9 protein-coding genes are annotated in these 14,008 nt (G+C 33.5%); 4 read left to right on the top strand and 5 right to left on the bottom strand.

Annotated features, from left to right (window positions below):
• Nucleotides 1-2: 2 nt before the first annotated feature.
• Both deoC and clpB read right to left on the bottom strand, forming a co-directional pair.
• Nucleotides 3-665, bottom strand: a complete 663-nt coding sequence (gene deoC / locus ACTG3Y_RS07790) for a deoxyribose-phosphate aldolase (RefSeq protein ID WP_439152361.1) — start codon at nt 663-665, stop codon at nt 3-5.
• Nucleotides 666-1,083: 418 nt separating this feature from the next.
• The gene (clpB, locus tag ACTG3Y_RS07795) at nt 1,084-3,690 is read right to left on the bottom strand and encodes an ATP-dependent chaperone ClpB (RefSeq protein WP_439152362.1); all 2,607 of its coding nucleotides are present in this window, start codon (nt 3,688-3,690) and stop codon (nt 1,084-1,086) included.
• 191 nt (nt 3,691-3,881) lie between these two features.
• Here clpB and ACTG3Y_RS07800 point away from each other — a divergent pair, with 191 nt between their 5' ends.
• The 3 genes from ACTG3Y_RS07800 (at nt 3,882) to ytxJ (ending at nt 6,747) form a co-directional block, all read left to right on the top strand.
• On the top strand, nt 3,882-5,324 hold the full coding sequence (locus ACTG3Y_RS07800) for an MBOAT family O-acyltransferase (RefSeq protein ID WP_439152363.1): 1,443 nt from the start codon (nt 3,882-3,884) through the stop codon (nt 5,322-5,324).
• Nucleotides 5,325-6,308: an SGNH/GDSL hydrolase family protein gene (locus ACTG3Y_RS07805; RefSeq protein ID WP_439152364.1), complete on the top strand. Its 984-nt coding sequence runs from the start codon at nt 5,325-5,327 to the stop codon at nt 6,306-6,308.
• A gap of 61 nt (nt 6,309-6,369) precedes the next feature.
• Entirely contained in the window at nt 6,370-6,747 is a 378-nt protein-coding gene (ytxJ, locus tag ACTG3Y_RS07810) for a bacillithiol system redox-active protein YtxJ (RefSeq protein WP_439152365.1), read from the top strand.
• Nucleotides 6,748-6,932: 185 nt separating this feature from the next.
• Here ytxJ and ACTG3Y_RS07815 read toward each other — a convergent pair whose 3' ends face one another.
• The 3 genes from ACTG3Y_RS07815 to fahA all read right to left on the bottom strand — a co-directional run bounded on the left by ACTG3Y_RS07815 (nt 6,933) and on the right by fahA (nt 13,076).
• A complete protein-coding gene (locus ACTG3Y_RS07815) occupies nt 6,933-10,358 on the bottom strand; it encodes a DUF7619 domain-containing protein (RefSeq protein WP_439152366.1) in 3,426 nt (1,141 codons plus the stop codon).
• A 124-nt stretch (nt 10,359-10,482) separates the two neighbouring features.
• Complete coding sequence (locus tag ACTG3Y_RS07820; RefSeq protein ID WP_439152367.1) at nt 10,483-11,667, bottom strand: hypothetical protein; 1,185 nt, start codon at nt 11,665-11,667, stop codon at nt 10,483-10,485.
• A gap of 116 nt (nt 11,668-11,783) precedes the next feature.
• Nucleotides 11,784-13,076, bottom strand: a complete 1,293-nt coding sequence (gene fahA, locus ACTG3Y_RS07825; protein ID WP_439152368.1) for a fumarylacetoacetase — start codon at nt 13,074-13,076, stop codon at nt 11,784-11,786.
• Nucleotides 13,077-13,189: 113 nt separating this feature from the next.
• On the opposite strand from fahA, the gene glyA reads away from it, so the two are divergent.
• A partial coding sequence (gene glyA, locus ACTG3Y_RS07830; RefSeq protein ID WP_439152369.1) for a serine hydroxymethyltransferase occupies nt 13,190-14,008 on the top strand: 819 nt, incomplete at its 3' end.

A 14,008-nucleotide genomic window follows, 5' to 3' on the forward strand; every position in this document is an offset into this window, starting at 1 on the left:
ATTTAGTATGCCGAATGTGAAGTTTGATTTTGCATCATGGCTACACCAGATGAAGCTCCTATTCGTGTTACTCCAACATCGATATATTTTTGAGCAGTTTCTGCGTCCCTAATGCCACCTGAAGCTTTAATCTGTAGTAAACCTTTAACGGTTTTCTTCATTATTTTAATAGCCGTTAGTGTGGCACCACTCTTTGAGAATCCGGTAGAGGTTTTTACAAAATCTGCCTTTGCATCAATGCAGATTTCACAAGCTTTTACAATTTCGTTTTTAGAGAGTTCACTAATCTCTAAAATAACTTTTAGAGGAGTTAATCCAATAGCACGTTTTACAGCACTGATATCTTTAAGGACAGCCACATGGTTTTTACTCTTTAAGCGACCTATATTCATAACCATATCTATTTCCGTTGCTCCTTCTTCGATAGCCTTTTTAGCCTCATATACTTTTGCGTCCGTGGACATAGCACCTAAAGGAAATCCAACAACGGTACATATTTTTACATCAGATCTTCCTAAGGCCTGTTTCGCAATAGGAACATAACAACTGTTTACACAAACTGAATAAAAATTATATTTCAGTGCTTCGTCACAAAGCTTAAGAATATCTGATTCTGTTGCGGATGCACTTAATAAAGTGTGGTCTATATATTTATTTAATTCCATTTATTTTTATGTAGGGTTTTGACAAAAAATTAGCTATAGTAATTCTCTAAAAGTAGAGGGATTACCAGACAAGATTAATAATTGTCTTAGTTTTGTTGGAATTAAATAGCTCGATAAAATTAAACATTTATCCGTTAAAATGTATGTTAAAATTTGCTTTTTATTGTGCATTTCATCGAAAAGATAATTCGGAAATGAATAAATACTTGAAAGTCAGAATAAAAATACATCTTTAAATTTTTAGTTATTATTATCACTTTAAAGAAAGGGTGTTTCTTTAGATCCATTTTGAAATGTAATATTATATAAAGGAAAGCAACACCTCAAAAGTCCGATATCTTTTCGGAACGATCTTAGTGTTGCTTTAACCAACCAATCAATATAAAGACTGTTTTTACCCTTTTATGTTACAGTCTATTTAAAATTCTTCTACGACCAAATCACCTTGATTTCTAAAAACCAACTGACCATCAAATTCATCGAGAAGTATAATACTATCTGTTGTCACTTTACCAGCTAAAATTTCTTTACTTAGCTGATTAAGCACTTCTTTCTGAATGACACGTTTTACTGGTCTTGCCCCATATTCTGGATTATAACCTTTATCTGCCAAGTAAGCTTTAGCTTCTGGTGTTGCATCAAAAGTGATGCCTTGTGTGGCAATCATTTTTGTGACATTTTTTAATTGAAGTCCAACAATATCTAGAATGTTTTCTTTTGACAATGGCGTAAACATTATTGTGTCATCAATTCTATTTAAAAACTCTGGTCTTACATTTTGTTTTAATAAACCTAGTACGTCAACCTTAGCACTTTCAATAGCACTTTGAATATCCTTAGTGGCTTCGAAGCGTTCTTGTATAATTTGACTTCCCATATTTGAGGTCATAATTATGATGGTATTCTTAAAGTCCGCAATTCGACCTTTATTATCTGTTAAACGCCCTTCGTCTAATACTTGTAATAGGATATTAAAGGTATCTGGATGTGCTTTTTCAATTTCATCTAATAATACTACCGAATACGGTTTACGTCTAACAGCTTCTGTTAATTGTCCACCTTCATCATAACCAACATAACCTGGAGGTGCACCAACAAGTCTACTCACTGCATGACGCTCTTGGTATTCACTCATATCAATACGTGTCATGGCATTTTCATCATCAAACAGATATTCTGCTAATGCTTTTGCCAATTCTGTTTTACCTACACCAGTTGTACCTAAGAATAGGAAGGTGCCAATTGGTTTCTGTGGGTTTTGAAGACCAGCTCTAGAGCGTCTCACAGCATCACTTACAGCTTCAATAGCTTCTTCTTGTCCGACAACACGCTTATGTAATTCGTCCTCTAGCTTCAATAATTTTTCGCGCTCACTCTGTATCATTTTAGTCACAGGAATACCTGTCCACTTAGCTACCACGTCAGCAATATCTTCATAAGTGACCTCTTCTTTGATCAAAGCGGTTTCTTGCTGTTCTGCTAATTGCTTTTGAAACGCTTCTAACTTCTCAGTGGCTTCTTTTATCTTTCCGTAGCGAATTTCGGCTACTTTACCATAATCACCGTCACGTTCTGCACGTTCTGCTTCAAGCTTAAAGTTTTCAATATCTTGTTTTATATTCTGAACGTTTTCCACGATTTCTTTCTCGCTCTTCCATTTCGCATTAAGCTCATTGCGTTCTTCTTTAAGATTCGCTAATTCCGCTTTCAAGGACTTTAATTTAGTCTCGTCCTTTTCACGCTTAATAGCTTCGTGCTCAATTTCTAACTGCATTATTTTTCTATCTAGTACATCTAATTCCTCTGGCTTAGAGTTGATTTCCATACGTAACTTAGAAGCTGCTTCATCCATCAGGTCAATCGCCTTATCCGGTAAGAAACGATTGGTAATGTATCTGTTTGATAATTCTACGGCACCAATAATCGCTTCATCTTTAATACGCACCTTGTGATGCGTTTCATATTTCTCTTTAATACCACGTAAAATAGAAATAGCACTTTCGGTATCTGGTTCATCAACATTCACTTTTTGGAAACGACGCTCTAATGCTTTATCCTGCTCAAAATACTTTTGGTATTCATCTAGAGTAGTGGCACCAATAGCGCGTAATTCGCCTCGTGCAAGGGCAGGTTTTAAGATATTGGCCGCGTCCATAGCACCTTGACCACCACCAGCACCTACAAGGGTGTGAATCTCGTCAATGAAAAGTACGATGTCTCCATCGCTAGTCGTAACTTCTTTGATGACAGCTTTTAGACGCTCCTCAAATTCTCCTTTAAACTTGGCACCAGCGATAAGTGCTCCCATATCCAGTGCGAAGATTTGCTTGTTCTTAAGATTCTCAGGAATATCACCATCTATAATACGGTGAGCAAGTCCTTCTGCAATGGCTGTTTTACCAGTACCTGGTTCACCAACTAAAATGGGATTGTTTTTGGTTCTACGTGATAGGATTTGTAGTATTCTACGAATCTCTTCATCGCGACCAATAACAGGATCTAGCTTACCATCACTGGCCAGTTGATTTAGGTTCTTGGCGTATTTGTTTAACGCATTATAAGTTTCTTCCTGACTTTGAGACGTCACTCTGTCTCCTTTACGTAACTCTTCTATAGCTGCATTTAAGCCCTTTTCAGTAACACCTTGGTCTTTTAAAATCTGAGCAACCTTGCTTTTAGATTTAAAAATGGCTAACACCAAATGCTCAATAGACACAAAGTCATCATTCATTTTTTTGGCAATGATTGAGGCTTCGTTTAATGCCTTGCCAGCTTCTCTAGACAGCATAATTTCACCACCAGATACTTTAGCAAAACTTTCAAGTTCTTTATCTAGTACTTGCTGAAGCATAGCCACATTAACGTTTAGCTTTTTGAGTAAAAAAGGCAAAACGTTTGCATCAACATTAAACAAGGCTTTAAAAATATGCTCGTTTTCTATTTGTTGATGACCAAAACCTTGAGCAAGCTGTTGCGCTTGTTGTATGGCTTCTTGTGATTTAATTGTATAATTATTAAAATTCATCTTTTTATGTATTAATCAATTTTGTTGTTGTGTTTGTCTATATTTACTCAATAATCTTACCATTACATTTATGTGAGATAAATACGACAAAATGACTTGTTTATTATGTAATTTGATGACGTTTTGTCTGTAAATTGAAGAGTTAAAGTAGTTTATAGCTTTAGTATATTTAAGAATTTCTTGGTTTCTAGATGTTATTTAATTCCATAGATTTTGTTGTTTTCTTACCAATACTCCTTGTTGGTTATTGGTCCTTAAATCAAAATTTAAAGCTTCAAAATGCTTTAGTTTTTATAGCTAGTTATATTTTTTATGGTTGGTGGGACTGGCGATTTCTAGGTTTAATTTTTCTGAGCACTATAGTAGATTATTCCATTGGTCGTGAATTGCAAAAAACAGATAATCACAAGAGGCGTAAAGTACTGCTCTATGTAAGTATTAGTGTAAATTTAGGTATCCTTGGGTTCTTCAAATATTTTAATTTTTTTCTAGATAATTTTTTAGAGGCATTCACCTTTTTTGGCCAAAATTTCACCTTCAGTGGTTTAAAGATCATTTTACCTGTTGGTATAAGTTTTTATACATTTCAGACTTTGAGTTACACTATAGATATTTATAGAAAGAAACTTAATGCTACCAACGATTTTTTGGCATTCTCAGCTTTTGTAAGTTTTTTTCCACAGTTAGTTGCTGGTCCTATTGAACGTGCTTCAAATCTTTTACCACAATTTTCAGTTAAACGCGTGTTTAATAAGGCAAAAGCAATCGATGGTTTACAACAAATGCTTTGGGGTTTTTTTAAAAAAATGGTAATTGCGGATAATTGCGCGGTTTATGTTAATGAGATCTTTGCCAATTCCTCAGACTATTCTGGTAGTACATTATTGTTAGGTGCTGTATTATTTGCATTTCAGATATATGGAGATTTCTCAGGGTACTCAGATATAGCTATTGGTACGGCCCGATTGTTTGGTTTTAATTTAATGAAGAATTTCGATTTTCCCTATTTCTCAAGAGACATAGCTGAGTTTTGGAGACGTTGGCATATTTCGTTATCAACATGGTTTAGGGATTATCTTTATATACCACTTGGTGGGAGTAGAGGTGGTACAACCCTCGTAATTAGAAATGTATTTATTATTTTCATAGTTAGTGGATTTTGGCATGGAGCTAATTGGACTTTTATAGTTTGGGGAGCGCTCAATGGATTTTATTTTTTATCACTTTTATTACGGAACAAGAACAGGGCTCATCTAGATACTGTGGCTGAAGGACGATTGTTTCCAAAATTAAAAGAGATGTTACGAATTCTTTCGACATTTACACTAACAGTATTGGCCTGGATTTTCTTTAGAGCTGATTCAGTCACTCATGCACTAGAAATACTTTCCGGTGTATTCTCGCCATCTTTGTTTAAATCCTTTGAGGTTTTTCCGAAAGGCTTATTGATGTTAATCCTATTATTTGTTTTAACAGAGTGGCTTAATAGAGACAAAGATTATTGTTTAATGTTGCCATTTGCTGCTAGTTGGAAGCAAAAACTAATCAATACCTTTATTATTGCTATGGTATTTTGGTCTATAGTTGTATGGCAAGCCAATACTGAAGTGGAATTTATATATTTTCAATTTTAAATGAAGAAAGCTCTACATATAGTTGTCACAGTTGCAATATTTCTTTTAGTTGGGGAGCTTCTAATAAGATTTAACAGGTCATATGATCTATTGAACGATGGTCCTAAAGGCATTGAAGTTAAGGTTGAAGCTTCTCAATTAAAGGCAGCATTAGATGCTAATACCTTTACAATAAGCGAAAATCAATTGCGTATAATGGTTTTAGGTGATTCTTACATACATGGTGGTGGCATAGCTTCAAAAGATAAATTTTCAAAAAAATTAAAGGAAGCATTGCTTCAATCCGAACAGTTAGACGTTTCAGTGTACGTGCTTGATATTTCGAGACCAAGTAATAATACCTTTGATAATTATCAGGCTTTTTTAAGCTATCAAGAGCAATTTAAACCGCAACTCGTATTTTGGGCTTATAACTTTAATGATGTTCTCGGTGATTTTAAACATCGACAGAAGCCTAAAGCTAGTATTGAGAAATCTTTGAAATCTCGAAAAATAGAATCACAACGTACACCTAAGGCAATAGCAAAACAGGTCTATTCCAAATCTCAATTAGCACGTTATGTATCTACTAATCTGCAGAAAGAATTAAAATTACGTGGCTTTGTTTTACCAGTTGGAGATTTTCATTTTCTTGTGAATGAAGGGTATAATGATGAGCATCTAAACTGGAAGCATAGTAAAACAATTATTGAAGAAGTAAATGTAACCTGCAAAATGCAGTCTGCAAAATTGATGCTGTATAAGATGCCAGAATTTAATCTTTTAGAGCGACCTCAGTTATTTACTAACGTTAATAAACGACTGGAAAATTTTACTAAAACTAAAACTATATTATATCTTAACGGAGACAATGATTTTGCGGAAGGAGATATACAACAATTCATGATCTCTAAATACGATGGGCATCCGAGTGCTTACGCGCACAAGATCATTGCAGATTCTGTTGCCAAATACATCATTAATAATTTAGATAAACTGAAATAAAATTATACTATAGATGTGTAAGCCTTAAAATTATAAACGACTTAGTCATTAAAAACAACATATGTTTAAAAAATTATTTGGTTCCTCAGAACCTAAAGAAGAAAAAGTACTGCCTTGGCTGCCATTGACTCAGGTAGACCAGTTAAATGCTATCTCAGAAAAATCTAAAACCAAAACACAGTTTATATTTAAGCATTCTACGCGTTGCGGTATAAGCCGAATGGTAATGAACCAATTTGTGTCTGCTTATGCACTAGATACTAATGCAGATTTATACTATTTAGATTTATTGAATTATAGAGACGTTTCTAATGAAGTGGGTTATAAGTTTCAGGTAATGCACCAATCTCCACAGATATTAATTATTAAAAATGGAGTAGCTGTAGCACATGCTTCTCACGGTGCCGTCAATGATATGGATTTAAACCGATTTCTTTAAAAATACGTAGACCTGAGTATTGCCTTGTTAATTAAAATCCTAACTTCGTTTACATATGCTCAACTTGTTTCAGTAACAGGCGATATAGTCAATAGTAATTGGCCATATCTTAGTGTTAAGCGTCATAAAAAACCTCTCAAATATTGAGAGGTTTTTTACTTGTCAACATTCCTTGTTAGAGAGAACTATTCTTTAATAATTTTTATAGTTTCAGAATTTTTTTCGCTTATTATCTTAATTAGGTAGACGCCAGAAGGTAATTCTTTAATATTAAGCTCAGTATAATTATTATTAATTGAAAGACTCGAAACTTGCTGACCTATAATTGTCGTAATCGTTATCGAATCAATGATATTCTCGCAAGATATGTTTAATCTATCTTTGGTTGGATTAGGGTATAAATTTAAAAATTCCGAATCTGAATTAGAATTGAGACTTAAATTTTCAACAAAGGTAGTCGTCCAGGTATTGGTAATTATTGCAGGATTAAAATCGAAATATATTTCTGCTGTATTAGGTATAACATCACCAACTTGATAACCAGGTTGAGGTTTTACTTTAAATTTGATATAACCATGTCCGATTTCAGAATCATCACCTTCTGAAGGTGGTAGTTGAATGGCGTAGAAATTCCATTCTAAATTTTTGCCAACACGCTCTAGAGCATAATCGTGACTAGCATCTACCATTCTCAGAGTTGTCTCATCTAATTGATCGTCTAAAATATCCTCAATTCTAATGTTAATGGCATTAGCTGTTCCGGTATTTTCAAATCTAATCGTGTAAGTTAGATAATCTTCATCTGAAAATGTTGAATATATTATTTCTGTACCATGATTTTCAGTGATATCGTTGGGATCATAAGAGCCAACTATTTCATTAGTAACTGTATGTATATTGTTTTGTGAAACAATATCTTCAGTTGTCGTAACAATTTCTACAGTATTTGATGAAAATTCTCCTAATTGCACTTCTGGTATTGCAGGTACTTGCAGTTTGACAAGTATTTCTCTTGTTTCTAGTGGTTCCAAATCATAAAAATTATAAGTAAACCCGTTTTCTGTAAGTGTGGTATTGGCAGAAGATATATTTATAATTTCTAATATGTCATCGTGAGTATAAGAAATACTTCCACTTACCAAGCTGGTTAAAGAATTATTTTTAAATTTAATTCTATCATAATAAGCAAATCCAGGTTTGGGTATGTTTGGTATTATATATACCGAAGCATCTGTATAATTCTCGATAGATTCGATAGGGAAAAGTATCGTAGTGAAACCTGCATTTTGTTCAATCGAAATATCGTTATATATGGTATTGTTAGAAAAATAGGGAAGATACAAATCATCTATTTCAAAGCTAAAATTATAGACTGTAGTTGGATTAGATTCATAAAGATAGTGCGGATTCGAGTATAAATAATGCACATCATTATTGTTGCTAATATCATATTTAAACTTCCCTAAAGGAAAATCTATCTCATTAAAGTCCTTTATACCATTTGAATTCTCATCTACGAAGGCATTTAGCTTTAAACCGTCGGAGTTTATTATATCTAGTGTATTTTCTCTTGAAGGATAATCAACAAACTCTAAGTTAGACTGATGACCTGTAAATACCAAACCATTCGTATAAAATGAATAAGGGCCAATTCCAGAATTTATATCACTTTGCGTTATAACTCGTTCAGCAAAAAACTCAGTATTTTCTTCGCTGGGATTTAGTGAAGGTATAGTTGTTCCTTGTACCTCAATAGGGCTATTATATTCATAAGATTCAACATCAGTCAAAATATCATCACCTATATTATTTATTTTAAAATCATACTGGATTAAATCACCAACACTGGTGTAACCATCATTGTTATAGTCTAGATAATTGATTGTGTATGAAGTTTTTAGTGGATTTTTTACACTTAAACTAATAATGCCTACGCTACAATTGTCAGGATCTGAAGTTTTGCAAATTCTATACTTTAGAGAGTAATTGCCAATTGCTAAGTCATTTGATACTGATAGTAACCCATTAGCATTAACTGAAACTCCTGGCAACATATTAGCGCTTAATCCATAGCTCAATAATTCTATTGTAACTACCGAAGGATCAGTTATGAGCTGTGATTGATAATAATCATTTTCTAATAGATTGAACGTAGCTTCAGTACCTTGAACTATTTCTATACTATCAAAAATTGCATTAAAGTCTATGTCTTTTATTGTAAATTCTAAAGGATCAAAATTTTGGTTGTATGTGTTGCCTGAAGTTGGTGAAGCATGCAAAAAAATTGTTTCGTCACCTTCTATTTCTTGGTCCAGAGTTAAAGGAATATCGTTATAACGAATGTAATTTTGACCTGCCAAAATAGTGATTTCCACAGGTTCAGAAGTTGAGTAATCGGACTCATCAGCAGTTCCATTTGTAGCCCATACTTCAAATGTTATATCTTCTTCATAGGTATAACTACCATCAAAATTATACAGATTAATACTAATGTAAGCATTACTTCCTTCGTACGCACTTGTTCCATGGGCACTATCTATGAAATATTTTGGGTATTCAATTTCATTATCCCATATGTACAATGTTGTATCTAAATTACTATTAAGCGTATTATTTGAGGTTATAATTATGCTTAAATTAAAGTATTCGTCTCCCTCTTCAATATTGTCATCAATTATAGATATGTCAATATAATCAGACTCAAATTCATTAGCAGATATTGTACCATTAGTAAAAAGATCAATGTAGTCCATACTATCAGCTGTTCCTTGACTAGTACTTAATTCAAAAGTTATATTAGAATTATATGTTCGATCTAACTTTAATTTCACTTTAGCTTCACCAGTTTCTTCACTTGCAGATTTAATGACACTGAAAGTAGGCAGAATATCATTATCTCTAATTAATATTTCACTATTTGTAGATACGTTTTCAGTATTTCCAGAAATAACATTGGCAGTCAAAAGAAATGACTCATCACTTTCAGGGATATCATCATCATTAATTGTAAAGGGCACATTAACAAATCTCTCACCTGCAGGTATAATAATAGAAACATTTAAAGGTTCAAAATCTGCGGTATTTGCTGTAATAGGTGTTGCAATAATATTGATTTCTATAGCTTCGCTAAAAACTCGATTTAGCATAATGAATTGTGTGTCATTCTGACCACCTTCGCGAAAATAACCGTCAAAATATTGCCGCATGGATACTTGCGGTAAAATGTCATTGTCAATTATCTTAATTGTATTGGAAATGACTGGATTGTCAACATCACCTTCAATTACGGTTGCTTGTATTTCTATAGTTTCAATATTTTGTTCAATTAAATTATCATCAAAAGTATTGACATCTATCGGTTCAGCATAAACTTGTCCTGATAATATGGTTACAGTATTCGTAGATAAATTGTAATCATTACCATCTGCCGTACCGCCAACTACATCAATATTAATAATAATATCTGAATCACTAGGAAAATTTAAACCAATAACAAAATATTGAGATTCACCTTCTGTTATAATAAGATCATTTAAATCAATCCTTGGTAATTGACAATAAACAGATAAATTAAAAAATACAAAAGTTGAGAAGAGTAGTAATTTTTTCATAGCTGATTGATTTAATTATTTGTTCTTTTCTATTTAGATGGATTAAATCAAAAAGGGTTGCGTGAAAAAACTGACAAAATAATTTGCAGTTCCAAAAAACCTCCCATTTTTGGGAGGATTTCTATTATAAGCTTGCAAATTGATATGAACTAATGATATCTTTTAGTTTCAATTTCAAATCTTCACCGCTATCTAAAACCATTTGGGCATCTGACGGGAATAGTATTTGACGCTGTCTCAACAATTGTCTATCATTTCTATTTAGTGCTCTTCGATCTCCTCTATATCTTCCAAATACATTTTCAAATACAAAACCACTGTCTATAGTAAAATTATCAATCACCTGATTCTGTTTTAAACCTGTATAGACTACATTGGCCATGACTTGTGTAGATTTCGTTTGAATTACCTCAAAAAATCTAGCTCTAACGTTTATTATTTTATCTACTTTAATGTCATTGCCAAGACTATCCTTTGCTACATTTCCATTGCTGTCTAAAAGATATTCCCAACCATCTACAATTTGTTTTTCTCTTAGTAGTTGTCTTTCATTAATTCGCTCTGGAGAAATATTAATTCGTCTTAATTGTAATTGCATACCAAAATCATAGTCTATAGTTTCATCTGCAATGGCATGATAAGTTGTCCAAAATTGGTTTAAACCATAGGTGTTAAAATCTAATAACTCTTCTTCTAAACGTAATGGTATAAATTGATTAGTATGATTTTCTATAGAGACATGTACATAATCCATACCTTTTTGATGAGCTTCAGTCATTAAACTTCTGGTCTCTTCAAAATTTGGATTAATGCTTTCTATATAACTAAAGATATCATAGGCCTTTCTGGCATTGTACTTATCTTCTGAATCTAACAAGGTGATACCTTCACCTATTAAATAATCTGACGTTCTGTACCTGTAGTCTACAATAGCACTACTGTAATCATTAAACTTTAAGTTTAAAGTTCTACCATTTATTTTTAAAGGTAATACGCGCTTTATAGCATTTTGCCTTGCTTCTAAATCTAAATAGATAGTATAAATGGTTTTGTATTGCTCAGGATTGCCATCCTTTTTAAGATGTTTAATAGTGTTTAAATCTTTATCTAACACCTTATAATAGGCATCTTCTAGCATTACAATGTAGTCTTGCTTTCGAGGTTTATCCTTATTATTTTCTAGTTTGCGTAACGCATCAGAAATTGCTTGGTCATAGTTACCATGGCTAATTGCCTTTTCAATTTGTTTTCTTCCGCTACATGATGTTAGTACCAGAAGAAGTACTGTTGTAAGTAGTAATTGCTTCATAATTCTGGATTTTATTGATTATTACTAATAGAAATCCAAATATGATGCCAAACAAAAAAACCGAAGTAGAAATAGAGTTTTCTAACTTCGGTTTATATACTATAAGTTGTGTTTTTTTATTTCTTTTTTTTAGGATTAAATATAGGTAAAAGTTGCGTTTTAACTTGCCCGAATCCTATACGAACATCATCATTTTCAGAATGTGCTCTCATTATTACAGTATCGTAATCATTTATAAATTTACGTTCTGTTCCGTCCTTCATTTTAATTGGCTTCGTACCTTTCCAGGTCAATTCTAACATTGAGCCGTAAGAATTTTCAGTTGGGCCAGATATAGTACCGCTACCCATCATATCTCCAGCATTTATCGGACAGCCATTAACCGTATGATGTGCTAACTGCTGCGCCATATTCCAGTACATATGTTTAAAATTTGTTTTACAAACTGTGGTCTCTTTTCCGCCTTTAGGTTGAATACCAGCTTCTAATTGAATATCGAAACTATGTTTCCCTTTTGTTTGTAAATAAGGGAGCGGTTTTGGATCTTGTTTAGGGCTGTCTACTCTAAAAGGCTCTAAAGCATCAAGTGTTACAATCCATGGTGACATTGACGACGCAAAACTTTTACCTAAGAAAGGGCCTAATGGCACATATTCCCATTTTTGAATATCTCTTGCAGACCAATCATTAAACAATACTAAGCCAAAGATGTATTCTTCTGCTTCCTGAACTGGAATCGATTCACCTAAATCATTAGCATCTGTAGTAATGAATGCCATTTCTACTTCAAAATCAACTAATTTACTTGGGCCAAAAACAGGTGTTTTTGCTCCTTCTGGCATGGTTTGACCTTGTGGTCTATGAATTGGAATGTGGGTTGTAATAATTGAAGAACTACGCCCATGGTACCCAACTGGCATATGTACCCAATTTGGTAATAACGCATTGTCTGGGTCTCTAAACATTGACCCTACATTTGTTGCATGTTCTTTGCTGGCATAAAAATCGGTATAGTCACCGACATGAATAGGCATTTGCATTTCTATTTCATCTAATCTAAAGCAAATGATTTCTTTGTGTTTGGTATTATTTTTTAAAGTTTCATTATCAGCATCAAAAATTTCAGCAACGCGATTTCTAACCGCACGCCATGTTTTTCTACCATCAGCAATAAAATCATTCAACGAATCCTGAAGAAAGATATCATCCGTTAAGGGAATACCATCAAAATAGCCTAATTGGTGCAGTGCACCTAAATCTATAGCTGTATCTCCGATACGAGTTCCGATGGTAATAATATCTTCTCTGGTTAGAAATACGCCAAAAGGAATATTCTGTATAGGAAAATCAGAATACTTATTAACGTATAACCAAGAGGTTCTATTTGGGTTATTGGCTGATAATGGCATAATGCTGTTGTTGATTAAATGTTCATTAATTTCTATTCAAACCTACATAAATTTTAATATTAAAACTAATGTAATTCGTATTTTTGCAACTCATTTAACAATCCATAATATTTATGCAACGCGACGAACAAATTTTTGAACTTATTGAAGCTGAAAGAGAACGCCAAACTGATGGCATAGAATTGATAGCTTCAGAGAATTTTGTGAGCGACCAGGTTATGGAAGCTGCAGGTTCTGTTTTAACTAATAAATATGCTGAAGGTTATCCCGGTAAGCGTTATTATGGTGGTTGTGAGATCGTAGATGAGGTTGAGCTTATTGCCATTGAGCGTGCAAAGACATTATTTGGTGCTGCTTATGCTAACGTACAACCACATTCAGGAAGTCAGGCAAATACGGCAGTATTTCATGCATGTTTAAAACCAGGCGATACTATCCTTGGTTTTGATTTAGCTCATGGCGGCCATTTAACACATGGTTCTCCAGTGAATTTTTCAGGTCGACTATACAAACCGACATTTTACGGTGTAAAGAAAGATACAGGTCTTATAGATTACGATATGCTGGCTGATCAGGCTCAGAAAGAACAGCCAAAGTTAATCATTGCAGGAGCATCGGCTTATTCAAGAGATATTGATTTTGAAAAATTTAGAGAAGTAGCAGATAGCGTAGGAGCTGTTTTATTAGCCGACATATCACATCCTTCAGGATTGATTGCAAAAGGTATACTGAACGATCCTATGCCGCATTGCCACGTTGTAACGACGACGACACATAAGACACTAAGAGGACCAAGAGGTGGAATGATAATGATGGGTGAAAATATTGATAATCCTTTTGGAATAACCTTAAAGAGTGGGAAATTGCGTAAAATGTCTGGCTTGTTAGATTCTGGAGTCTTCCCAGGAAATCAAGGTGGACCATTAGAGCAT

It is taken from the genome of Winogradskyella sp., from assembly GCF_965656915.1.
In the GTDB taxonomy this organism is placed as follows: Bacteria; Bacteroidota; Bacteroidia; order Flavobacteriales; family Flavobacteriaceae; genus Winogradskyella.

Coding starts and splice junctions, on each gene's coding strand:
- ACTG3Y_RS07815 (WP_439152366.1), bottom strand. CDS start 10,358: ATGAAAAAATTACTACTCTTCTCAACTTTTGTATTTTTTAATTTATCT.
- ACTG3Y_RS07800 (WP_439152363.1), top strand. CDS start 3,882: ATGTTATTTAATTCCATAGATTTTGTTGTTTTCTTACCAATACTCCTT.
- deoC (WP_439152361.1), bottom strand. CDS start 665: ATGGAATTAAATAAATATATAGACCACACTTTATTAAGTGCATCCGCA.
- ACTG3Y_RS07820 (WP_439152367.1), bottom strand. CDS start 11,667: ATGAAGCAATTACTACTTACAACAGTACTTCTTCTGGTACTAACATCA.
- fahA (WP_439152368.1), bottom strand. CDS start 13,076: ATGCCATTATCAGCCAATAACCCAAATAGAACCTCTTGGTTATACGTT.
- ACTG3Y_RS07805 (WP_439152364.1), top strand. CDS start 5,325: ATGAAGAAAGCTCTACATATAGTTGTCACAGTTGCAATATTTCTTTTA.
- ytxJ (WP_439152365.1), top strand. CDS start 6,370: ATGTTTAAAAAATTATTTGGTTCCTCAGAACCTAAAGAAGAAAAAGTA.
- clpB (WP_439152362.1), bottom strand. CDS start 3,690: ATGAATTTTAATAATTATACAATTAAATCACAAGAAGCCATACAACAA.